Raw genomic sequence first — 22,275 nt, forward strand, 5'->3', positions numbered from 1 at the left:
AGTCAGATTCAGGAGGCAGCCGGGAGGCTGCCTTTTTTGTTTCCGGCGGCAATGCTATGCTGTGCCCCGGAGTCAAAATGACGTTGAGGTGACTATGAACAATGTGTTGCGCATCGGTCTTGTCTCGGTTTCTGACCGCGCATCCGGTGGTATTTATGAAGATAAAGGCATTCCGGCCTTACAGGCATGGCTGGCAAAAACTATCACCACGCCTTTTCAGACAGAAACCCGCCTGATCCCGGATGAAGAAGCGATGATCAGCCAGACGCTGTGCGAACTGGTGGATGAATTCGGCTGCCATCTGGTACTGACAACCGGCGGAACCGGCCCGGCGCGGCGTGATGTGACTCCGGATGCAACACTGGCGGTGGCAGATCGCGAAATGCCGGGCTTCGGCGAACAGATGCGTCAGATCAGCCTGAAATTTGTACCGACCGCCATTTTATCCCGTCAGGTTGGCGTGATCCGTAATCAGTCGCTGATCCTTAATCTGCCGGGGCAGCCGAAAGCCATTGCTGAAACCCTTGAAGGGCTGAAAGATGAAAACGGTAAAGTGATCGTTTCCGGTATTTTCGCAAGTGTACCGTATTGTATACAGTTGCTTGACGGACCTTACATTGAAACCGACCCTGAAATTGTCGCGGCATTTCGTCCGAAATCAGCAATAAAGCCGCAGTAACACTGCGTTTTCAGCATAAAATAAAAAGTATTCCCCCGGACACCTTTCTTGTCCTATGATGCGGTTATCCGTTTATGTAAAGTAAAGATAACAGCAATGTAAAGACAGGAAAGGTGAACCCATGGCACAGACCATTCCCCGGACGCTCAACCGGCAGGATTATAAAACACTCTCTCTCGCGGCCCTGGGTGGCGCACTCGAATTTTACGATTTTATTATTTTCATCTTCTTTGCCGTTACCATCGGCAAACTGTTCTTTCCGCCGGATATCCCTGCGTGGCTGGTGCAGATGCAGACCTTCGGGATCTTTGCTGCCGGTTATCTGGTGCGTCCGTTGGGCGGCATTGTGATGGCACATTTCGGTGACCTGGTCGGCCGTAAAAAAATGTTCTCTCTCAGCATCCTGCTGATGGCTGTTCCGACACTCTGTATCGGTCTGCTGCCGACTTATGAATCTATCGGTATCGCCGCACCGTTACTGCTTCTGCTGATGCGGGTCATGCAGGGGGCTGCGATTGGCGGGGAAGTCCCCGGCGCCTGGGTATTTGTCTCCGAGCATGTGCCGAAGCACCGTATCGGTATTGCCTGCGGTACGCTGACGGCGGGACTGACCGTCGGTATTCTGCTCGGTTCGCTGGTGGCGATGATGATGGCGACACTCTTTACTGAAGCGCAGCAACTGGCCTGGGGCTGGCGTGTGCCGTTCTTCCTCGGGGGAATTTTCGGCTTTGTGGCACTTTATCTGCGCCGCTGGCTGGCGGAAACGCCGATATTTCAGGAGATGAAACAACAAAAAGCACTGGCGAAAGAGCTGCCGCTGAAAACCGTCGTGGTGAATCACAAAGAAGCGATTGTGATCTCTATGCTGCTGACCTGGCTGCTCTCCGCCGGGGTTGTGGTGGTGATCCTGCTGACACCGGCCTATTTGCAGACGGAGTTCGGCCTGGCAAAAGCGGTGGTGTCTGTTGCTAATATGACGGCGATTCTGGCGCTGTGCGGCGGATGTCTGGTCGCCGGTTATCTGTGTGACAAACTGGGTGCATCAGTGGTCTTTACCTTCGGCAGCCTGCTGCTGGCGGTCTGTACCGGTTATTTCTATCTGACCGCCGGTGAGCCGGGCACACCGCTGTCACTGACCTACGGACTGGCCGGATTCAGTGTCGGCGTGGTGGGGGCAGTGCCGTTTGTAATGGTGAACAGCTATCCGGCGGAGATCCGCTTCAGCGGTATTTCGTTCTCCTACAACCTTTCTTATGCCATTTTCGGCGGACTGACGCCGGTTGTGGTTACGCTGTTCCTGAAATGGACCCCGCTGGCACCGGCGTACTACATGCTGGGGCTCTCTCTGATCGGCCTGCTGCTGGGGCTGTATATGGGGAAAGCGGCGGTACGTCAGCGGATGATGGTTTTCAGCTCCTGATAACACCGGCTTTTATGCTGTATCAATTATGCTGTTTTAATGCCGTGCTGATATGACTGTCAGCGCGGCATTTTTCAGTGTTTCATCATTTTCTTTTAAATAATCTGTTTTTTTTTCATTTTCCCCTTGATGAATGCATTTATGGCCCCATCTAGTTGTCATCGGAAACTGAAACTCAGTTGAATCCCCTTTAACGCTGCGGATGTCCGGTACCGTCAGGAAATGTTCCGGGTGACGGGTGAGTAAAAATTTTTTCTTGAAAAGTGAAAATTGAACCTCATATACATCGGTAGCGTAAGACGAACAGAATTATTCGGAGGCCTTTAAATGGGTAAAATTATTGGTATCGACTTAGGTACAACCAACTCTTGTGTTGCTGTAATGGATGGTAATCAGGCACGTGTCCTGGAGAACGCAGAAGGCGACCGCACAACGCCGTCAATCATCGCGTATACACAGGATGGTGAAATCCTGGTCGGTCAGCCGGCAAAACGTCAGGCTGTTACCAATCCGCAGAACACACTGTTTGCAATCAAACGTCTGATTGGTCGTCGTTTTGACGATGAAGAAGTGCGCCGCGATATGAACATCATGCCGTACAAAATTGTCGGCGCTGATAACGGTGACGCATGGGTGGAAGCGAAAGGCCAGAAAATGGCACCACCACAGGTTTCTGCTGAAGTCCTGAAAAAAATGAAGAAAACCGCTGAAGATTATCTCGGCGAACCGGTAACCGAAGCGGTTATCACCGTACCTGCTTACTTTAACGATGCTCAGCGTCAGGCAACCAAAGACGCCGGCCGTATCGCAGGTCTGGATGTAAAACGTATTATCAACGAACCGACTGCAGCGGCACTGGCTTACGGCCTGGATCGTGAAGTGGGTAACCGTACTATCGCGGTCTTCGACCTCGGTGGTGGTACTTTCGATATCTCTATCATCGAAATCGATGAAGTTGACGGCGAAAAAACCTATGAAGTGCTGGCAACGAACGGCGACACTCACTTAGGTGGTGAAGACTTCGACAGCCGCATGATCAACTATCTGGTTGAAGAGTTTAAGAAAGAACAGGGTATCGATCTGCGTAACGACCCGCTGGCGATGCAGCGTCTGAAAGAAGCTGCCGAGAAAGCAAAAATCGAGCTTTCTTCCGCACAGCAGACTGACGTTAACCTGCCGTACATCACGGCGGACGCGACCGGTCCTAAACACATGAACATCAAAGTGACCCGTGCGAAACTGGAATCACTGGTTGAAGATCTGGTTAAACGCTCTATGGACCCGGTCAAAGTTGCATTACAGGATGCCGGTCTGTCAGTGAATGACATCAATGATGTTATCCTGGTAGGTGGTCAGACCCGTATGCCGCTGGTTCAGAAAACCGTTGCTGATTTCTTCGGTAAAGAACCGCGTAAAGACGTGAACCCGGACGAAGCTGTGGCTGTTGGTGCTGCGGTACAGGGCGGTGTGTTAGGTGGTGATGTTAAAGACGTGCTGCTGCTGGACGTTACCCCGCTGTCTCTGGGTATCGAAACCATGGGCGGCGTGATGACTCCGCTGATCGCGAAGAACACCACTATCCCGACCAAACACAGCCAGGTGTTCTCCACAGCGGAAGACAACCAGTCTGCGGTAACTATCCATGTTCTGCAGGGTGAGCGTAAACGTTCCGGTGACAACAAATCGCTGGGTCAGTTTAACCTGGATGGTATTCAGGCTGCACCACGCGGTATGCCGCAGATCGAAGTCACCTTTGACATCGACGCCGACGGTATCCTGCATGTGTCTGCGAAAGACAAAAACAGCGGCCGTGAGCAGAACATCACCATCAAGGCCTCTTCCGGTCTGAACGAGGAAGAGATCCAGAAAATGGTACGTGATGCGGAAGCGAACGCTGAAGCTGACCGTAAGTTCGAAGAGCTGGTACAGGTTCGTAACCAGGCCGATCAGCTGGTTCACGCCACCCGTAAACAGATTGAAGAAGCGGGCGACAAACTGCCGGGCGACGATAAAGTAAAAATCGAGCAGGCGGTAAGTGAGCTGGAAATCGCAGCGAAAGGTGAAGATAAAGCGGCTATCGAAGAGAAAACGAAAGCCCTGATCGACGCCTCTGCCAAACTGATGGAAATTGCCCAGCAGCAGGCGCAGGCAGGTGCAGCAGGTGCTGATGCCGCGCAGGATGCAGGTAAAAATGATGATGTTGTTGATGCTGAATTCGAAGAAGTTGACGACAGCAAAGACAAAAAATAAGGCCCTTAGCGGGCGCGGTGATGACTGTTATTAATCACTGAAAACCGGCACGGGCGTTGAGGAAACTCTGCGCCCGTGTCTGTGTGTTAAGGGACAAAACGGATGGCAAAAAAAGATTACTATGAGGTGTTGGGCGTCTCGAAATCTGCGGATGATAAAGAGATTAAAAAAGCCTACAAACGCCTTGCGATGAAATATCACCCTGACCGTAATCAGGGCGATAAAGACGCGGAAGATAAATTTAAAGAAGTTAAAGAGGCTTACGAAATCCTCACCGACGCACAGAAACGTGCGGCTTATGACCAGTACGGCCACGCGGCATTTGAGCAGGGCGGTATGGGCGGCGGCGGCGGATTTGGCGGCGGCGGTTTCGGCGGTGCTGACTTCGGTGATATCTTTGGTGACGTCTTCGGTGATATTTTTGGTGGTGGTCGCCGTCAGCAACGCGCGGCACGCGGAGCAGACCTGCGTTACAACATCGAACTGACCCTTGAAGAAGCGGTTCGTGGTGTGACCAAAGAGATCCGTATTCCGACCCTGGAAACCTGTGATAAATGTCACGGCAGCGGGGCGAAAGAAGGTACTGAGCCGCAGGAGTGTCCGACCTGTCACGGTATGGGCCAGGTGCAGATGCGCCAGGGCTTCTTTGCGGTGCAGCAGGCGTGTCCGACCTGTCATGGTCGCGGCAAAATCATCAAAGATCCGTGCAGCAAGTGTCATGGTCACGGACGTGTTGAACGCTATAAAACCCTGTCGGTCAAAATCCCGGCCGGGATGGACAGCGGCGACCGTATCCGTCTGACCGGTGAAGGTGAAGCAGGCGAAATGGGGGCACCGGCAGGCGATCTGTATGTCGAGGTTCATGTCCGCCAGCACAATATCTTCGAACGTGACGGCAGCAATCTTTACTGTGAAGTGCCGATTGGCTTTACTGTTGCGGCGCTGGGCGGTGAGATTGAAGTACCGACACTCGACGGGCGCGTTAAGCTGAAGATTCCGGCAGAAACCCAGACCGGAAAAATGTTCCGTATGAAAGGCAAAGGTGTCAGACCGGCGCGCGGCGGAATACAGGGTGACCTGATGTGCCGTGTCGTGGTGGAAACCCCGGTGAAACTGAGCGAAAAACAGAAAGAACTGTTACGTGAGTTCGGTGAATCCGTTGATGGCCAGAGCGGTCAGGACAATACCCCGAAAGCAAAACGCTTCTTTGACGGCGTGAAAAAATTCTTTGATGACCTGACCAAATAAGTCACTGTCAGATAAGTTATATCAAAACCGGCCGGAAAATTTTTCCGGCCGGTTTTTTGTGTGCTTTATACAAGCATTTAGCGCCGGTTTTTCTATTCTGCTTTAACCATTTATTCGTTAAGGCAAACAATATGAAAATCACCGGTCAGGCAGTATCTGTTACAGAATTAATTAAGGGTACATCAGAGCGATTCGGAAACGGCGGACTCAGTCGTTTTATCTCGGGTGTGCAGAATTCATCGGAGCAGCAGTTCTGCTGCACAAAAGAGCAGGCTGAATTGCTGGGAACCAAAAACTTTGCGGCTCTGAAGGATGTGTTCGGACATATTGTTGCGGGATTGGATATGACCCCGTTTAAAAATATCTCAGATGAAATCAAGGGATACCGGGAGAACCAGTCAATTTTCTCACGTTTCTGCAAAGGCCGTGTTCTGGATAAAATTCAGGAACGATGTACCAAGATTATTGCAATCAATGAGGATCTCAACCGCTCCCCTGTATTGCTCCGTGATGCAACATTGCCGGATTCCGCGGTTTATACGACCAAAGATATTATGGGGAAACATAAAGCAGAGGGACTTTTTGTATTACAGAAGAGTCTGACGGCCGGAAAGGACGGTGCTCCGGTAAATATTGCCAATCCGGAACGATTAACACCGGTGGACATTCAGATCAGTGGCACAGTTGAGCTGACGGTACCTGAGCCGGTTGTATAATAAAAAACCGGACTAACCGCCCAGTTTTGTCACAATTACTCCGGCCACAATAATACAGGCGGCCAGAATCCGGGCGGGTGTCAGTTTTTCTTTCAGGAAATACGCGGAGAGCAGCAGTGCGAACAGCACACTGGTCTCCCGTAACGCCGCGACAATCATGATCGGTGCCTGTCCCATCGCCCATATCACAATGCCGTAGCTGAAGATTTGCAGGATGCCGCCGGTCAGTCCCGGCTTGCTGTAACGCAGAAAATCACGGGTGAAGTGGTGGCGGTAACGGGCAAAACCCATGACGACCATCACCAGCCCGTTCAGGGCGAACAGCCAGAAAATATAAGTCAGTGAATCTGTACTGCTGCGGGCACCGAAGCCGTCGGACAGTGTGTAACAGGCCGTAAAAAAGGCGGTGATAACCGCATATATCAACCCGCTGCGGATATGTCCGGAAGCTCTGTGTCTGAGGGTGGGAAGAAGTACACCGGTAATAATCAGCAGAATACCGGCTAAAGAGAGCCACGGCAGATGCTCACCAAACAGAAGTACCGCAAACAGGGTCGTCAGCAGCGGGGCACAACCCCGGGAAACGGGATAAATCTGGCTGAGATCACCCTTTGAATACGCTTTGCTCAGGCAGATGGCATAACCGATATGAAACAGGGCGGACAGTATCAGCCACTTTACCGCTGCCGCATCCGGCAGACCCAGCCAGAACAGGGCGGGAACAGAAACCACGCCGGACCAGATGGTCATCACTGCGATACCCAGGAAGCGATCCCGACCAAATTTAATCACTGCATTCCAGGATGCATGAAAAAAAGCAGCAAACAGAACAGCAATAAACAGCGTGGCGGACATGGGGTAACCCGTTTTATTCAGTGAACGGCAGTAACGATAGCAGAATATCTGCCGGAAAGCGGGGTTATACAATGCATTTCACAGAAATAAAAATGTTAATATATAGTTAATTTAAGCGGGTTTATCAGGAAATTCCGTGATATAAGCCTCTTATTATCAGTAATAACCGAGTTATTATTGCTGAATAATCTGCTTTTTTCGAGTTGATTGTTTGCATATTATTAACGCCGACAGTCTTAAAGGAGTTAACTCATGACCGCAATTATCCGACAGTTCTTAAAACTCGAAGCCGCAGGCGGCATACTGCTGATTATTGCCGCACTGATCGCGCTGGTAATGGCGAATACGCCGCTGTCAGCGGTGTATCAGTCGTTTCTTGATATTCCTGTTGCTGTAAAATTTGCGGCACTGGAAATTGATAAGCCCTTGTTATTATGGATTAATGACGCCCTGATGGCGATATTTTTCCTGGTCGTCGGGCTGGAAGTAAAAAGGGAGCTGATGGTCGGCTCTCTGGCCGGGCGCGATAAAGCGATGTTTCCGGCGATTGCCGCACTCGGTGGTATGGTCGCACCGGCACTGGTCTATCTGCTGTTTAACGGCGGGGATGCCGCCGCCGCACAGGGCTGGGCGATTCCGGCCGCGACAGACATTGCATTTGCACTCGGCGTGATGGCTTTACTGGGCAAGCGGGTACCGACAGAGCTGAAAGTTTTTCTGCTGGCGCTGGCGATTATTGATGACCTCGGGGTTATCGTTATTATCGCGTTGTTTTACACCAAAACCGTCTCACTGACAGCACTGCTGCTGGCTGCGCTGATGGTGGTTGTACTGTGTGTGATGAACCTGCGCAACGTCAGCAATACCGCCGCCTATATGATTGCGGGGCTGATATTGTGGGTGTGTATTCTTAAATCCGGTGTACATGCCACACTGGCCGGGGTGATCGTCGGCTTCCTGATCCCGCTGCGGAGCAAAGATGGTGAGCACTCACCGTCAGAGGAGCTGGAACATGTACTGCATCCGTGGGTGGCGTATCTGATCCTGCCGCTGTTTGCCTTTGCTAATGCCGGTGTCAGTATTCAGGGAATTTCATTCGACGCGCTGATGGGAACACTGCCGCTGGGGATCCTGCTCGGCCTGTTTATCGGGAAACCGCTGGGGATTTTCACCGCATGTCTGATTTCGGTAAAACTGGGCTTTGCAAAACTGCCGGAGAGGATTACTCTTAACCATATATTTGCCGTATCGGTGTTATGCGGGATCGGTTTTACTATGTCTATCTTTATCGCGGGACTGGCATTTACCGGACTTCCTGAGGCATTTAACACCTACTCCAAGCTGGGAATTCTGATTGGTTCCACGATGGCAGCAGTCACCGGGTTGTTTCTGCTCCATTCCGTGTTACCGAAGAAAACAGTCCGGCAGTAACCTGTTATTCACCGGCCTTCCCGGCCGGTGAATACAACAGAATTTCCGAGTTAAACATCAAAAAAAGATAAGGTATGTCCGGGAAAAACTATGCGAGTCTCCCATTTAAACTACAATCACCTCTATTATTTCTGGCATGTCTGTAAAGAAGGTTCGGTGGTGGGGGCGGCAGAAGCCCTCTATCTGACCCCGCAAACCATCACCGGCCAAATTAAAGCACTGGAAGAGCGCCTTGATGGCAAGCTGTTTAAGCGCCAGGGACGCGGTCTGGTGCCGTCGGAGCTGGGCCAACTGGTATTCCGCTATGCGGATAAGATGTTTATGCTCAGCCAGGAAATGCTGGATATTGTCACTTACAGCCGCGAATCCAATCTGTTGTTTGATGTCGGGGTTGCGGATGCGCTGTCAAAACGTCTGGTCAGCAAGGTGCTGGAAACGGCGGTGATGGAGCATGAACAAATCCATCTGCGCTGTTTTGAATCTACTCACGAAATGCTGCTTGAGCAGCTCAGTCAGCACAAACTGGATATGATCCTTTCTGACTGTCCGGTGGATTCCACTCAGCAGGAAGGGTTGTTTTCCGTGAAGCTCGGGGAATGCAGTATGAGTTTCTACTGCCGCCAGCCCGCGCCGCAGAAGCCATTCCCTGAATGTCTGGAAGAGCGCCGTCTGCTGGTTCCCGGCCGCCGCTCAATGCTCGGCCGTCAGTTACTGACCTGGATACGCAATAAAAACCTGGAAGTGGAAATTCTGGGTGAATTCGATGATGCGGCGCTGATGAAAGCATTCGGTATGTATCACAATGCGATTTTTGTGGCGCCGTCGCTCTACACGAAAGGTATTTTTGCTGACAGTGATATTGTCGAGCTGGGAACAGTGGATACTATCAAAGAAGAGTACTATGTGATTTTTGCTGAGCGTATGATCCAGCATCCGGCGGTTCAGCGGGTGTGTAACAAGGATTTCTCTGCGCTGTTCAGCGGTTCGCAGTCAGCCGCGGATATCGGTCTGCCGGACTGAGGCAGAAAAAGGATATAAAAAAACCGGCGTGAGCCGGTTTTTTTATGTCTGCACAATCAGATTACATTGCTTTGATCTGAGCAGCCAGGTTCGCCTTATGACGGGCAGCCTTGTTCTTATGGATCAGGCCTTTAGCAGCGTGACGATCCACAAGTGGTTGCATGTCATTAAATGCGTTCTGAGCAGCTTCTTTGTCGCCGGCAGCGATAGCAGCGTAAACCTTCTTGATAAAGGTGCGCACCATAGAACGACGGCTAGCGTTATGCTGACGACGTTTTTCAGACTGAATGGCGCGTTTCTTAGCTGATTTGATATTAGCCAAGGTCCAACTCCCAAATATATTCTTCGAGGACAATACAAAGGTGGAGGAATATGCCTGCTCCGCTTTATTTTGTCAATGGATTTGTGCAAATATGCGTCGTTGTACAGCGACGCAAATGTACGTTGTGATGGGCGGGGATTTTATCAGTTTACTCATCGGGAATACAGCCCTTACGCGGAAAAAAGTCGTCTGAATGGTAAGATTCTGACGAAAAAAATGATTTTTCACTTTCCGCGCAGAGAGATGCCCCGCTTTTTGTGCAGAGAATTCGCGATTCAGCCGCATTAGTGGGTTAACCTGACGCGGCGGACAAGGTATAATCAGACTAATTTTGACTGTATTGAGCCGGCTATGGAGCTAATTCGCGGTACTCACAATATTCGTGCGCGTCACCATGGTTGCGTGCTGACTATCGGTAATTTTGATGGCGTTCATCGCGGACATCAGACATTACTGTCACATCTGGCGCAGGAAGGAAAACGCCTGGGGCTGCCGTCGGTCGTCATGATCTTCGAGCCGCAGCCGCTGGAATTTTTTGCACCGGATAAAGCGCCGGCACGCCTGACCCGGCTGCGCGATAAGGTAAAATATCTTGCGCAGTACGGTGTGGACTACTTATTGTGTGTTAAATTCAGTAAACAATTCGCATCACTGACACCGGATGCCTTTATCTCACACCTGCTGGTTGAACAGCTGGGGGTGAAGTTTCTGGTGGTCGGCGATGATTTCCGTTTCGGAAAAAATCGTCAGGGCGATTTTAACGGGCTGTGTGAAGCGGGGAAACAGTATAGTTTCACGGTCCGCAGCACGGAAAGTTTTTGTGATAACGGCAAACGGATCAGCAGCACGGCCATCCGCCGTGCGCTGGAAAACGACGATCTGGCACAGGCCGAAGCGCTGCTCGGGCACCCTTACCGCATCAGCGGACGGGTGGTTCACGGCAATGAGCTCGGGCGGACCATCGGCTTTCCGACCGCCAATATCCCCCTGAAACGTCTGGCCGCACCGGTACACGGTGTGTATGCCGTGGACGTATACGGCCTCGGGCCGCATCCGCTGCCGGGTGTGGCCAATATCGGCTCCCGCCCGACAGTACAGGGTAAGAGCCAGCAACTGGAAGTTCATCTGATTGATGTGTCTATGGATTTATACGGACAGCATCCGGATGTGGTACTGCGCAAGAAATTGCGAAATGAACAGCGGTTTGCCTCACTTGATGAGCTGAAAGCGCAAATTGCACGGGATGAGATTGCGGCAAGGGAATTTTTACAATCCAACCCCTCGTTATGTGTTTAACGGAATAATATTGGAACTGAGAATCGAATGAGTGACTATAAAAATACCCTGAATCTCCCGGAGACAGGGTTCCCTATGCGCGGGGACTTAGCAAAGCGCGAACCTGACATGCTGAAACGCTGGTACAAAGAAGGTCTGTATCAGGCGATCCGTAAAGCCAAAACCGGTAAAAAAACCTTTATCCTGCATGACGGCCCTCCGTATGCAAACGGCAGCATTCACATTGGTCACTCAGTCAATAAAATTCTCAAAGATATTATTATTAAATCCAAAGGCATGGCCGGTTTCGATTCCCCGTATATTCCGGGCTGGGACTGCCACGGCTTACCGATTGAACACAAAGTTGAACAGGTGATTGGCAAACCGGGTGATAAAGTCACACCGGCTGAGTTCCGTGCCGCCTGCCGCGAATACGCAAAAGAGCAGATTGAAGGCCAGAAGGAAGACTTTATCCGTCTGGGTGTGCTGGGTGACTGGGATCACCCGTATCTGACCATGGACTTCAAAACCGAAGCCCACATTATCCGTGCACTGGCAAAAGTGATTGCCAACGGCCATCTGGTCAAAGGGGCAAAACCGGTTCACTGGTGTACCTCCTGTGCCTCTTCCCTGGCGGAAGCGGAAGTGGAATATTATGACAAAACCTCTCCGTCCATTGATGTGCGCTTCACTGCCGTTGATGCGGATGCGGTTTACAGCAAATTCGGCGTAAGAAATGACGGGCTGCCGGTTTCTCTGGTTATCTGGACCACTACCCCGTGGACCTTACCGGCAAACCGCGCGATTTCCCTGAACCCGGAATTTGATTATCAGTTAGTCCGCGTAAACGACGAGCGCCTGATTCTGGCTGCCGATCTGGTGGAAAGCGTGATGAAACGCGCCGGTATCACCAGCTGGATCGTGGAAAATGACTGTAAAGGCAGCGACCTGGAACTGCTGCGTTTTAATCATCCGTTTATGGGCTTTGATGTCCCGGCTATCCTCGGCGATCACGTCACCCTGGATGCGGGTACCGGTGCTGTGCATACCGCACCGGGCCACGGCCCTGACGACTATGTAATCGGTCAGAAATACGGTCTGGAAACCGCTAACCCGGTTGGTCCGAACGGCTGTTATGTCAGCGGCACCTATCCGTCACTGGATGGCGTGTTTGTACTGAAAGCCAATGACATCATCCTGGAACTGCTGAAAGAGAAAGGCGCACTGCTGCACAGCGAAAATATCTCGCACAGCTATCCGTGCTGCTGGCGTCACAAAACGCCGGTCATCTTCCGTGCCACACCGCAGTGGTTTATCGGGATGGATGTGAACGGCCTGCGTCCGCAGTCTCTGAATGAAATCAAAGGCGTGAAATGGATTCCGGGCTGGGGTGAAGCACGTATCACCGCGATGGTGGAAAACCGTCCGGACTGGTGTATCTCCCGTCAGCGTACCTGGGGCACACCGATGTCTCTGTTTGTTCACAAAGAGACTCAGGAGCTGCATCCGCGCACGCTGGAACTGATGGAAGCGGTCGCCAAACGTGTGGAAGAGCACGGTATTCAGGCGTGGTGGGATCTCGATCCGCGCGACCTGCTGGGTGATGATGCCGATATCTATGAAAAAGTACCGGATACCCTGGATGTCTGGTTTGACTCCGGTTCTACCCATTCTGCGGTAGTGGATGCCCGTCCGGAGTTCCATGGCAATTCTGCGGATATCTATCTGGAAGGTTCTGACCAGCACCGCGGCTGGTTTATGTCCTCACTGATGCTTTCCACTGCGATGAAAGGCAAAGCGCCGTACCGCGAAGTACTGACTCACGGCTTCACCGTGGATGGTCAGGGACGCAAAATGTCCAAATCGCTGGGTAACACCATCAGTCCGCAGGATGTGATGAACAAACTCGGCGCGGATATTCTGCGTCTGTGGGTTGCTTCTACTGACTACTCCGGTGAAATCGCCGTTTCGGATGAAATCCTGAAACGCTCTGCGGATTCTTACCGCCGTATCCGTAACACCGCGCGTTTCCTGCTGGCCAACCTCAATGGTTTCAATCCGGAAACTGATATGGTGAAACCGGAAGAGATGATTGTGGCAGACCGCTGGGCTGTCGGCCGTGCGCAGGCTGCACAGGCAGATATCCTGAAGTCCTATGAAGCCTATGATTTCCATGAAGTGGTGCAGCGTCTGATGCAGTTCTGCTCAGTGGAAATGGGGTCGTTCTATCTGGATATCATCAAAGATCGTCAGTACACCGCGAAAAGCGATGGCCTGGCGCGCCGCAGCTGTCAGACCGCGCTGTTCCACATCGCGGAAGCACTGGTTCGCTGGATGGCACCAATTATGTCCTTCACCGCAGATGAAATCTGGAATGTGATGCCGGGCAAACGTCCGCAGTACGTCTTCACCGAAGAGTGGTATGACGGCCTGTTCGGGCTGAATGCACAGGAAAGTATGAATGATGACTACTGGGCAGTCCTGCTGGCAGTACGTGGTGAAGTTAACAAGGTACTGGAACAGGCCCGTGCTGATAAACTGATCGGCGGCTCTCTGGAAGCAGCCGTTACCCTGTATGCGGATGATGCCCTGGCGGCACAGCTGAACACCCTGGGTAATGAACTGCGTTTTGTACTGCTGACCTCTCAGGCTGATGTGAAACCACTGTCTGCGGCACCGGAAAGTGCGGTAAACAGTGAGCTGGCCGGCCTGCGTATCGGCTTCGGCAAAGCGGAAGGCAGTAAGTGTCCGCGTTGCTGGCATTATACGACTGACATCGGTCAGGACAGTGAACATCCTGAACTGTGCGGCCGCTGTGTGACTAACGTAGCCGGAAACGGTGAAGAACGTAAGTTTGCCTGATAAATGAAAAAACCACTGTGTTCGACCGGATTACGCTGGCTGTGGCTGGCGGTCCTGGTACTGGTACTGGATGCTATTTCAAAGCAGCTGATTTTAGCGAATTACGGGCTGCATGAATCCACATCCCTGATGCCGTATTTTAATCTGACCTATGTGCGGAATTACGGTGCCGCATTCAGCTTCCTCGCATCTCAGGGCGGCTGGCAGCGCTGGTTCTTCACAGCGGTGGCTATCGGTATCTCCGTGACATTATTAGTGATGATGTACCGCACCAGTGCACGCAACAAACTCAGTAATATTGCCTATGCACTGATTATCGGCGGGGCGATCGGCAATTTACTCGATCGCCTGATGCACGGCTTTGTGGTGGATTACATCGACTTCTATGTCGGTGACTGGCACTGGCCGACGTTCAACCTGGCGGACAGCTGGATCATCATCGGGGCGGGGCTTATCATTATTGAAAGCTTTATCCCTGACGGTAAGAAAGGCGACAAACCAAAGAACAAGACATCATCAGACTGATGACCCGGATATCCGCCGCCAGGCGGATATCCGGCCGTTGACAAACCTGCAGGGATTGGCAACGGCCGACAGAGGTTGTAAAAATAAATTTGGAAAATCAATTTATTGATTTTCGGCAGATAACACAAAGCAGGAAAAACCACGTTTTATCCTGCTTTGTCAGCAATCTCATATCCGCCGCCAGGCGGATATTTTTTATCTGATACAGAGAGTAATAATCACATGCAGGTTGCAGAACATCACAGCGTATTACTGGATTACACCCTGAAACTGTCTGACGGCTCGGTGGCAGATTCCACTGATGCGCAGGGCAAACCGGCACTGTTCCGCCTCGGTGACGGCAGTTTGTCTGCGGCGCTGGAGCAGCAATTACTCGGTTTATCCGCCGGAGATAAAAAAACCTTCACACTGCCCGGTGAGGCGGTCTTCGGCAAACCGAGCCCGGATCTGATTCAGTTTTTCTCCGCCTCCGATTTTCTGGAAGCCGGTTTGCCGGAAACCGGCACGATCATGCTGTTTACCGCGATGAACGGCAGCGAAATGCCGGGAATTATCAAATCTGTCACAGAGGACTCCGTTGAAGTGGATTTTAACCATCCGCTGTGCGGACAGGATGTGACGTTTGATATCAGCGTCCGTGACGTCACTGCCTGATACACAGAGCAATAATTAGCATTACGGTCCGGGGGACGGCTCTGGTATAGTAGCGCGCAAATGTTGAATTTTTGTTTTACTGCCCGTCCGGGCGATGGTTTGGAGGCTGAACGTGCGTATTTTACTGGCTAACCCGCGGGGGTTCTGTGCAGGTGTTGACCGGGCAATCAGTATTGTGGAGCGGGCGCTGGAGTTATACGGTGCGCCTATCTACGTCCGCCATGAAGTCGTGCACAACCGTTATGTGGTCAATGATCTGCGTGAGCGCGGTGCGATTTTCATTGAGGAAATTTCGGAAGTGCCGGATAACGCCATTCTGATCTTCTCCGCTCACGGTGTCTCGCAGGCTATCCGCCAGGAAGCACGTTCCCGCAATCTCACTATGCTGTTTGATGCCACCTGTCCGCTGGTTACCAAGGTGCATATGGAAGTCGCCCGCGCCAGCCGTAAAGGCAAAGAAGCCATTCTGATCGGCCACGCCGGGCATCCGGAAGTGGAAGGAACAATGGGGCAGTACAGCAACCCGGAAGGCGGCATGTATCTGGTGGAATCCCCGGAGGATGTGTGGAAACTGACAGTCAAAGATGAGGAAAATCTCAGCTTTATGACGCAAACCACACTGTCTGTTGATGATACATCGGAAGTTATTGATGCGCTGAATGCCCGTTTCCCGAAAATCATCGGCCCGCGTAAAGATGATATCTGTTATGCCACGACTAACCGTCAGGAAGCGGTACGCGACCTGGCCGGTCAGGCGGATCTGGTGCTGGTGGTCGGCTCTAAAAACTCATCCAACTCCAACCGGCTGGCGGAACTGGCGCAGCGGGTCGGAAAACCCTCTTATCTGATTGATTCCGCGGATGACATCAACCCCGTCTGGCTTCGTGATGTTGATACTATCGGCCTGACAGCCGGGGCATCCGCACCGGATGTACTGGTGCAGCAGGTGATCAGCCGTCTTCAGGAACTGGGGGCGGATGAGATCAGCCAGCTCGAAGGGCGTGAGGAAAATATTATCTTTGAGGTCCCGAAAGAGTTACGGGTGGATATCAAAGAAGTCTGATACCGAAAAGCAGAACAGAGGTTCTGCTTTTTTTTGTCTGCTGCCCGGTGAATACAGTTTTACTGATAATCTGCGGGCTGTATTGTGATTTTCTGATGATAACGGCGGGTAACTGGTAATCCGGCCGGACAGCCGTTAATCTGCTGACATACAGACAGAAAACTGAGGATAACAAATATGAGTAAGTTACGGCTCGCGGTAGCGGGTGCCGGTGGCCGCATGGGACGCCAGCTGATTCAGGCAATTGCACAGAATGATGATGTGGTGCTGGGTGCGGCATTTGAACGCGAAGGCTCATCACTCACCGGGACCGATGCCGGTGAACTGGCTGGTATTGGCCGCAATGGTGTGCTCCTGACGGCTGACCTGAACAGCGAGAAAGACAATTTTGATATCCTGATTGATTTCACCCGCCCGGAAGGCACGCTGACACACCTGGCGTACTGTACCGCTAACGGCAAGGGAATGATTATCGGTACCACCGGTTTTGATGACGCCGGAAAAGCCGCCATTACACAGGCCGCACAACACATTCCTGTGGTTTTTGCGGCGAATTTCAGTGTTGGCGTCAATCTGGTGCTGAAACTGCTGGAAAAGGCCGCCAAAGTCATGGGCGACTATACTGATATTGAAATTATTGAAGCGCACCATCGTCACAAAGTGGATGCTCCGTCCGGAACAGCACTGGCGATGGGAGAATCCATTGCCGGGGCGCTGGGGCGTGACCTGAAGGATTGCGCGGTTTACAGCCGTGAAGGTTACACCGGCGAACGGGAGCGGAATACTATCGGATTTGCCACTGTACGCGCCGGAGATATTGTGGGTGAGCACACCGCGATGTTTGCGGATATCGGCGAACGTGTTGAAATCAGTCACAAGGCTTCAAGCCGGATGACATTTGCAAATGGTGCCGTTAAGGCAGCGATATGGCTGAGTGATAAAAATAACGGTTTATTCACCATGAAGGATGTGCTTGATCTGGAAAATTTATAATAAAATATAAATTATAACAGGATGATAAAGCAGTGGTATTTTTGGTTATCACTGCTTTTGGTTCTGTTTTCTCTGTTTTTTATCAATAATTGTTGTTTGTAAGTATCATCATCTGTTTCCAGCGCTTTTTTATCTCTGTTTTTGCCTTTCTCATCCCTTTTTCCGGTTGTGAGCCTTTTTTTCAGTAATCTCATCATAAATTCAGCATAAATCTGATAATGAAGATGTTTTATCGCTGTCTTCCTGACTGTTTTGATCGTGATGAGTAAAAAAATATAAAAAAGTCGATTTTTTCTGGACAACTGCCCGTTCGATCTTTAGAATGCGCCGCAATTTGTCAAAAATTGGTTAAATTTTTATTTTGGCATTGCTTTATAGCCCCAATTCTGAATTAATATGCACTAATTGTGATTTATTATTCCTCCGGAGGGTGTTGTGTTTAAGTCAGCAATCCTGGTTCTGCAAGACGGAACCACATTTCACGGACGCGCCATCGGCGCAGAGGGTGCCGTTACCGGCGAAGTTGTTTTTAATACCTCGATGACGGGGTATCAGGAAATTCTCACCGACCCCTCTTATTCCCGCCAGATAGTCACTCTCACTTATCCCCATATTGGTAATACCGGCACTAACAGTGCTGATGAAGAATCCCCGGATGTGTATGCGCAAGGCCTCGTTATCCGTGACCTGCCGCTGACCACCAGTAATTTCCGCAGTGAAGAAAGCCTCTCTGAATACCTGAAACGCCGCAACGTCGTGGCAATCGCCGATATTGATACCCGCAAACTGACCCGCTTACTGCGCGAGAAAGGCGCTCAGAACGGCTGTATCATTGCCGGTGAACATCCGGATGCGGCACTGGCGCTGAAAAATGCACAGAGCTTCAGCGGGCTGAACGGCCTGGATCTGGCGAAAGAAGTGACAACCGCACAGCCATACAGCTGGACACAGGGTTCATGGACACTGGACGGCGGCTTACCGGCGGATAAAACAGCAGAAGAACTGCCATTCCATGTAGTGGCGTATGACTTCGGTGCCAAGCGCAATATCCTGCGCATGCTGGTTGATCGCGGCTGCCGCCTGACCGTTGTACCGGCGCAGACTCCGGCGGAAGACGTACTGAAAATGGCCCCGGACGGTATTTTTCTCTCCAATGGCCCGGGTGACCCGGCACCGTGTGATTATGCGATTGAGGCTATCACCCGCTTCCTGGAAACCGGTATCCCGCTGTTCGGTATCTGCCTGGGGCACCAGTTACTGGCGCTTGCCAGCGGTGCAAAGACTATAAAAATGAAATTTGGTCACCACGGCGGCAACCATCCGGTCAAAGATATTGAAAATAATGTGGTGATGATTACCGCGCAGAACCACGGTTTTGCGGTGGATGAAGCGACGCTGCCGGCCACACTGCGCGTCACGCATAAATCACTGTTTGACGGCACATTGCAGGGGATTCACCGCAATGATAAACCCGCATTCAGCTTCCAGGGGCACCCCGAAGCCAGCCCGGGCCCGCACGACGCCGCCCCGCTGTTCGACCACTTTATTGAACTGATGAAAAACGCCCGTCACTAATCAGGAGCAAAGAAAATGGCAAAACGTACAGATATCAGCAGCATCCTGATTTTAGGCGCCGGTCCGATTGTTATCGGGCAGGCCTGTGAATTTGACTACTCAGGCGCCCAGGCGTGTAAAGCACTGCGCGAGGAGGGTTACCGCGTCATCCTCGTTAACTCCAACCCGGCGACCATTATGACGGACCCGGAAATGGCGGATGCGACTTACATCGAGCCGATTCACTGGGAAGTGGTGCGCAAAATCATCGAAAAAGAGCGCCCGGATGCGGTTCTGCCGACGATGGGCGGACAAACCGCACTGAACTGTGCGCTCGACCTGGAACGTCACGGCGTGCTGGCCGAGTTCGGTGTTGAAATGATTGGTGCGACAGCGGATGCGATTGACAAAGCAGAAGATCGCCGCCGTTTTGATATCGCAATGAAAAAAATCGGTCTGGATACGGCGCGTTCCGGTATCGCACATACCATGGAAGAAGCCTTTGCTGTCGCTGATGATGTCGGCTTCCCGTGCATTATCCGCCCGTCATTCACCATGGGCGGCACCGGTGGCGGTATCGCGTATAACCGTGAAGAGTTTGAGGAAATCTGTACCCGCGGCCTGGATCTCTCCCCGACCAATGAACTGCTGATTGATGAATCGCTGATTGGCTGGAAAGAGTACGAAATGGAAGTGGTGCGCGACAAAAATGATAACTGCATCATTGTCTGTTCCATCGAAAACTTCGACGCTATGGGTATCCACACCGGTGACTCTATCACCGTTGCCCCGGCGCAGACCCTGACAGACAAAGAATACCAAATCATGCGGAACGCCTCGATGGCGGTACTGCGTGAAATCGGCGTGGAAACCGGCGGCTCCAACGTGCAGTTCTCGGTGAACCCGAAAACCGGCCGCCTGATTGTTATCGAGATGAACCCGCGTGTATCACGCTCTTCCGCACTGGCTTCCAAGGCAACAGGGTTCCCGATTGCCAAAATTGCCGCCAAACTGGCGGTCGGTTACACCCTCGATGAACTGTCAAACGACATTACCGGCGGCCTGACACCGGCGTCCTTTGAACCGTCTATCGACTATGTCGTGACAAAAATCCCGCGCTTTAACTTCGAAAAATTTGCCGGTACCAATGACCGTCTGACCACACAGATGAAATCTGTCGGTGAAGTGATGGCTATCGGCCGCACTCAGCAGGAATCTCTGCAAAAAGCCCTGCGCGGCCTGGAAGTGGGTGCGACCGGTTTTGACCCGAAAGTGAATTTAGACGACCCGGATGCACTGACCCGTATCCGCCGTGAGCTGAAAGAAGCGGGCGGCGAACGGATCTGGTATATCGCGGATGCATTCCGTGCCGGTCTGTCTGTTGACGGCGTATTTAACCTGACCAACGTTGACCGCTGGTTCCTGGTGCAGATTGAAGAGCTGGTACGCCTGGAAGAGCAGGTGGCAGATGTCGGTATCAACGGCCTGACCCCGGAATTCCTGCGTCAGCTGAAACGCAAAGGCTTCGCGGATGCGCGGCTGGCAAAACTGGTTGGTGTGGCGGAAGCTGAAATCCGCAAACTGCGTGACAGCTATCAGCTGTGGCCGGTTTACAAACGTGTGGATACCTGTGCCGCAGAATTCGCGACAGACACCGCGTACCTCTACTCCACGTATGAGGAAGAGTGCGAGGCACAGCCAAACAACGACAAACCGAAAATTATGGTACTCGGCGGCGGTCCAAACCGTATCGGCCAGGGCATTGAGTTTGACTACTGCTGTGTGCATGCGGCGATGGCGCTGCGTGAAGACGGTTACGAAACCATCATGGTCAACTGTAACCCGGAAACGGTTTCCACTGATTATGACACTTCTGACCGCCTCTACTTCGAACCGGTGACACTGGAAGATGTGCTGGAAATCGTGCGTGTCGAAAAACCGGCCGGTGTGATTGTCCAGTACGGCGGGCAGACGCCGCTGAAACTGGCGCGCAGCCTGGAAGCGGCGGGTGTGCCGGTTATCGGAACCAGTCCGGACGCGATTGACCGCGCGGAAGACCGCGAACGTTTCCAGCAGGCGGTCGTCCGCCTCGGTCTGAAACAACCGGCAAACGCCACAGTATCCAATATCGAGCAGGCCGTTGAACGGGCAAAAGAAATCGGTTATCCGCTGGTGGTACGTCCTTCTTATGTGCTGGGCGGTCGTGCGATGGAAATCGTCTACGACGAAACCGACCTGCGCCGTTACTTCCAGAATGCGGTCAGTGTCTCCAATGACGCGCCGGTGCTGCTTGACCGTTTCCTCGACGACGCGATTGAAGTGGATGTTGATGCTATCTGTGACGGCGAACAGGTGCTGATTGGCGGCATTATGGAGCACATCGAACAGGCGGGGGTTCACTCCGGGGACTCTGCCTGCTCGTTACCGGCTTACACGCTGAGTCAGGAAATTCAGGACGTGATGCGCGACCAGGTGAGAAAACTGGCGATGGAACTGCGTGTACGCGGCCTGATGAACACCCAGTTTGCGGTTAAAGACAACGAAGTGTATCTGATTGAAGTCAACCCGCGTGCGGCGCGTACGGTTCCGTTTGTCTCCAAAGCCACCGGGGTGCCGCTGGCGAAAGTGGCTGCCCGCGTAATGGCCGGACAGACTCTGGCACAACAGGGTGTGACAAAAGAAGTTATCCCGCCGTACTACTCTGTGAAAGAAGTGGTGTTGCCGTTCAACAAATTCCCGGGCGTTGACCCGATTTTAGGGCCGGAAATGCGCTCTACCGGGGAAGTGATGGGCGTGGGACGCACCTTTGCGGAAGCCTTTGCCAAAGCGATGCTCGGCAGCTCTTCCTCACTGAAGAAAAAAGGCCGCGCGCTGCTCTCTGTCCGTGAAGGAGACAAAGCCCGGGTGGTGGATCTGGCGGCAAAACTGCTGAAACAGGGTTTTGAGCTGGATGCTACACACGGTACTGCAATTGTGCTGGGTGAGGCCGGTATTAACCCGCGTCTGGTGAATAAGGTGCACGAAGGTCGTCCGCATATTCAGGACAGAATTAAAAACGGTGAATACGACTACATTGTGAATACTACCGCCGGACGTCAGGCGATTGAGGATTCCAAAGTGATCCGCCGCAGTGCCCTGCAATATAAAGTGCATTACGACACCACCATGAACGGCGGCTTTGCCACCACGCTGTCTCTGAATATGGACCCGACAGAGAGAGTGATTTCAGTACAGGAAATGCATAGCCTGATAAAAAATAAATAAGGTTATTAATTAATATAAAAAATCCGCTGCGGCGGATTTTTTTATCTTTATATAAGTGAGAATTAAAAATAAATTAAATTATAATAATATCTTAATTATATTTTTTGCTTTTTTTTGTGTTTACTTTTCGTTTATTCTTTTTCC

18 protein-coding genes are annotated in these 22,275 nt (G+C 51.9%); 15 read left to right on the top strand and 3 right to left on the bottom strand.

Annotation, left to right across the window (positions count from 1 at the left end; translation table 11 throughout):
- The first annotated feature begins 94 nt into the window (after nt 1-94).
- The 5 genes from mog to R5268_RS12220 all read left to right on the top strand — a co-directional run bounded on the left by mog (nt 95) and on the right by R5268_RS12220 (nt 6,313).
- Nucleotides 95-679 (top strand): molybdopterin adenylyltransferase, encoded by a 585-nt coding sequence (mog, locus tag R5268_RS12200; RefSeq protein ID WP_052926315.1) that lies wholly within the window; start codon nt 95-97, stop codon nt 677-679.
- A gap of 121 nt (nt 680-800) precedes the next feature.
- The gene (locus R5268_RS12205; RefSeq protein ID WP_052926316.1) at nt 801-2,099 is read left to right on the top strand and encodes an MFS transporter; all 1,299 of its coding nucleotides are present in this window, start codon (nt 801-803) and stop codon (nt 2,097-2,099) included.
- 327 nt (nt 2,100-2,426) lie between these two features.
- Nucleotides 2,427-4,349 carry a molecular chaperone DnaK gene (gene dnaK, locus R5268_RS12210; protein ID WP_107680754.1) on the top strand — a complete coding sequence of 641 codons (1,923 nt, stop codon included), beginning with the start codon at nt 2,427-2,429 and terminating at the stop codon, nt 4,347-4,349.
- Between the two features lie 102 nt (nt 4,350-4,451).
- Nucleotides 4,452-5,597, top strand: coding sequence for a molecular chaperone DnaJ (gene dnaJ, locus R5268_RS12215; protein WP_317419438.1), 1,146 nt, complete (start codon nt 4,452-4,454; stop codon nt 5,595-5,597).
- Between the two features lie 131 nt (nt 5,598-5,728).
- Nucleotides 5,729-6,313 carry a hypothetical protein gene (locus tag R5268_RS12220; protein ID WP_317419437.1) on the top strand — a complete coding sequence of 195 codons (585 nt, stop codon included), beginning with the start codon at nt 5,729-5,731 and terminating at the stop codon, nt 6,311-6,313.
- Between the two features lie 12 nt (nt 6,314-6,325).
- Here R5268_RS12220 and R5268_RS12225 read toward each other — a convergent pair whose 3' ends face one another.
- Nucleotides 6,326-7,168: a DMT family transporter gene (locus R5268_RS12225; RefSeq protein ID WP_317419436.1), complete on the bottom strand. Its 843-nt coding sequence runs from the start codon at nt 7,166-7,168 to the stop codon at nt 6,326-6,328.
- Between the two features lie 252 nt (nt 7,169-7,420).
- On the opposite strand from R5268_RS12225, the gene nhaA reads away from it, so the two are divergent.
- Both nhaA and nhaR read left to right on the top strand, forming a co-directional pair.
- Entirely contained in the window at nt 7,421-8,599 is a 1,179-nt protein-coding gene (gene nhaA, locus R5268_RS12230) for a Na+/H+ antiporter NhaA (protein ID WP_046894113.1), read from the top strand.
- Nucleotides 8,600-8,689: 90 nt separating this feature from the next.
- Nucleotides 8,690-9,619, top strand: a complete 930-nt coding sequence (gene nhaR / locus R5268_RS12235) for a transcriptional activator NhaR (protein ID WP_046894114.1) — start codon at nt 8,690-8,692, stop codon at nt 9,617-9,619.
- Between the two features lie 61 nt (nt 9,620-9,680).
- Here the strand turns inward: nhaR and rpsT are convergent, their stop codons facing one another.
- Entirely contained in the window at nt 9,681-9,941 is a 261-nt protein-coding gene (rpsT, locus tag R5268_RS12240; protein WP_015422441.1) for a 30S ribosomal protein S20, read from the bottom strand.
- 351 nt (nt 9,942-10,292) lie between these two features.
- Here rpsT and ribF point away from each other — a divergent pair, with 351 nt between their 5' ends.
- The 6 genes from ribF to dapB all read left to right on the top strand — a co-directional run bounded on the left by ribF (nt 10,293) and on the right by dapB (nt 17,313).
- Nucleotides 10,293-11,237, top strand: coding sequence for a bifunctional riboflavin kinase/FAD synthetase (gene ribF / locus R5268_RS12245; RefSeq protein ID WP_317419435.1), 945 nt, complete (start codon nt 10,293-10,295; stop codon nt 11,235-11,237).
- Nucleotides 11,238-11,264: 27 nt separating this feature from the next.
- Nucleotides 11,265-14,078, top strand: a complete 2,814-nt coding sequence (gene ileS / locus R5268_RS12250; RefSeq protein ID WP_107680204.1) for an isoleucine--tRNA ligase — start codon at nt 11,265-11,267, stop codon at nt 14,076-14,078.
- Nucleotides 14,079-14,081: 3 nt separating this feature from the next.
- Nucleotides 14,082-14,603, top strand: coding sequence for a signal peptidase II (gene lspA, locus R5268_RS12255; RefSeq protein WP_317419434.1), 522 nt, complete (start codon nt 14,082-14,084; stop codon nt 14,601-14,603).
- A gap of 222 nt (nt 14,604-14,825) precedes the next feature.
- Nucleotides 14,826-15,257 carry an FKBP-type peptidyl-prolyl cis-trans isomerase gene (fkpB, locus tag R5268_RS12260; RefSeq protein WP_107680203.1) on the top strand — a complete coding sequence of 144 codons (432 nt, stop codon included), beginning with the start codon at nt 14,826-14,828 and terminating at the stop codon, nt 15,255-15,257.
- Between the two features lie 112 nt (nt 15,258-15,369).
- The gene (gene ispH, locus R5268_RS12265) at nt 15,370-16,320 is read left to right on the top strand and encodes a 4-hydroxy-3-methylbut-2-enyl diphosphate reductase (protein ID WP_218454994.1); all 951 of its coding nucleotides are present in this window, start codon (nt 15,370-15,372) and stop codon (nt 16,318-16,320) included.
- 177 nt (nt 16,321-16,497) lie between these two features.
- Nucleotides 16,498-17,313: a 4-hydroxy-tetrahydrodipicolinate reductase gene (gene dapB, locus R5268_RS12270; RefSeq protein WP_218454995.1), complete on the top strand. Its 816-nt coding sequence runs from the start codon at nt 16,498-16,500 to the stop codon at nt 17,311-17,313.
- A gap of 11 nt (nt 17,314-17,324) precedes the next feature.
- Here dapB and R5268_RS12275 read toward each other — a convergent pair whose 3' ends face one another.
- Nucleotides 17,325-17,510, bottom strand: a complete 186-nt coding sequence (locus R5268_RS12275) for a hypothetical protein (protein WP_218410614.1) — start codon at nt 17,508-17,510, stop codon at nt 17,325-17,327.
- A gap of 238 nt (nt 17,511-17,748) precedes the next feature.
- On the opposite strand from R5268_RS12275, the gene carA reads away from it, so the two are divergent.
- Nucleotides 17,749-18,888, top strand: a complete 1,140-nt coding sequence (gene carA / locus R5268_RS12280) for a glutamine-hydrolyzing carbamoyl-phosphate synthase small subunit (protein WP_107680198.1) — start codon at nt 17,749-17,751, stop codon at nt 18,886-18,888.
- A 15-nt stretch (nt 18,889-18,903) separates the two neighbouring features.
- Entirely contained in the window at nt 18,904-22,131 is a 3,228-nt protein-coding gene (gene carB, locus R5268_RS12285) for a carbamoyl-phosphate synthase large subunit (protein WP_218411145.1), read from the top strand.
- Nucleotides 22,132-22,275 lie beyond the last annotated feature (144 nt).

Source organism: Morganella sp. BCCO 40_0007 (assembly GCF_032989665.1).
GTDB classification, from domain to species: Bacteria; Pseudomonadota; Gammaproteobacteria; order Enterobacterales; family Enterobacteriaceae; genus Morganella; species Morganella sibonii.

Coding starts and splice junctions, on each gene's coding strand:
- fkpB (WP_107680203.1), top strand. CDS start 14,826: ATGCAGGTTGCAGAACATCACAGCGTATTACTGGATTACACCCTGAAA.
- ribF (WP_317419435.1), top strand. CDS start 10,293: ATGGAGCTAATTCGCGGTACTCACAATATTCGTGCGCGTCACCATGGT.
- ileS (WP_107680204.1), top strand. CDS start 11,265: ATGAGTGACTATAAAAATACCCTGAATCTCCCGGAGACAGGGTTCCCT.
- nhaA (WP_046894113.1), top strand. CDS start 7,421: ATGACCGCAATTATCCGACAGTTCTTAAAACTCGAAGCCGCAGGCGGC.
- R5268_RS12225 (WP_317419436.1), bottom strand. CDS start 7,168: ATGTCCGCCACGCTGTTTATTGCTGTTCTGTTTGCTGCTTTTTTTCAT.
- dnaK (WP_107680754.1), top strand. CDS start 2,427: ATGGGTAAAATTATTGGTATCGACTTAGGTACAACCAACTCTTGTGTT.
- R5268_RS12275 (WP_218410614.1), bottom strand. CDS start 17,510: ATGATGAGATTACTGAAAAAAAGGCTCACAACCGGAAAAAGGGATGAG.
- dapB (WP_218454995.1), top strand. CDS start 16,498: ATGAGTAAGTTACGGCTCGCGGTAGCGGGTGCCGGTGGCCGCATGGGA.
- carB (WP_218411145.1), top strand. CDS start 18,904: ATGGCAAAACGTACAGATATCAGCAGCATCCTGATTTTAGGCGCCGGT.
- nhaR (WP_046894114.1), top strand. CDS start 8,690: ATGCGAGTCTCCCATTTAAACTACAATCACCTCTATTATTTCTGGCAT.
- lspA (WP_317419434.1), top strand. CDS start 14,082: ATGAAAAAACCACTGTGTTCGACCGGATTACGCTGGCTGTGGCTGGCG.
- R5268_RS12205 (WP_052926316.1), top strand. CDS start 801: ATGGCACAGACCATTCCCCGGACGCTCAACCGGCAGGATTATAAAACA.
- R5268_RS12220 (WP_317419437.1), top strand. CDS start 5,729: ATGAAAATCACCGGTCAGGCAGTATCTGTTACAGAATTAATTAAGGGT.
- mog (WP_052926315.1), top strand. CDS start 95: ATGAACAATGTGTTGCGCATCGGTCTTGTCTCGGTTTCTGACCGCGCA.
- dnaJ (WP_317419438.1), top strand. CDS start 4,452: ATGGCAAAAAAAGATTACTATGAGGTGTTGGGCGTCTCGAAATCTGCG.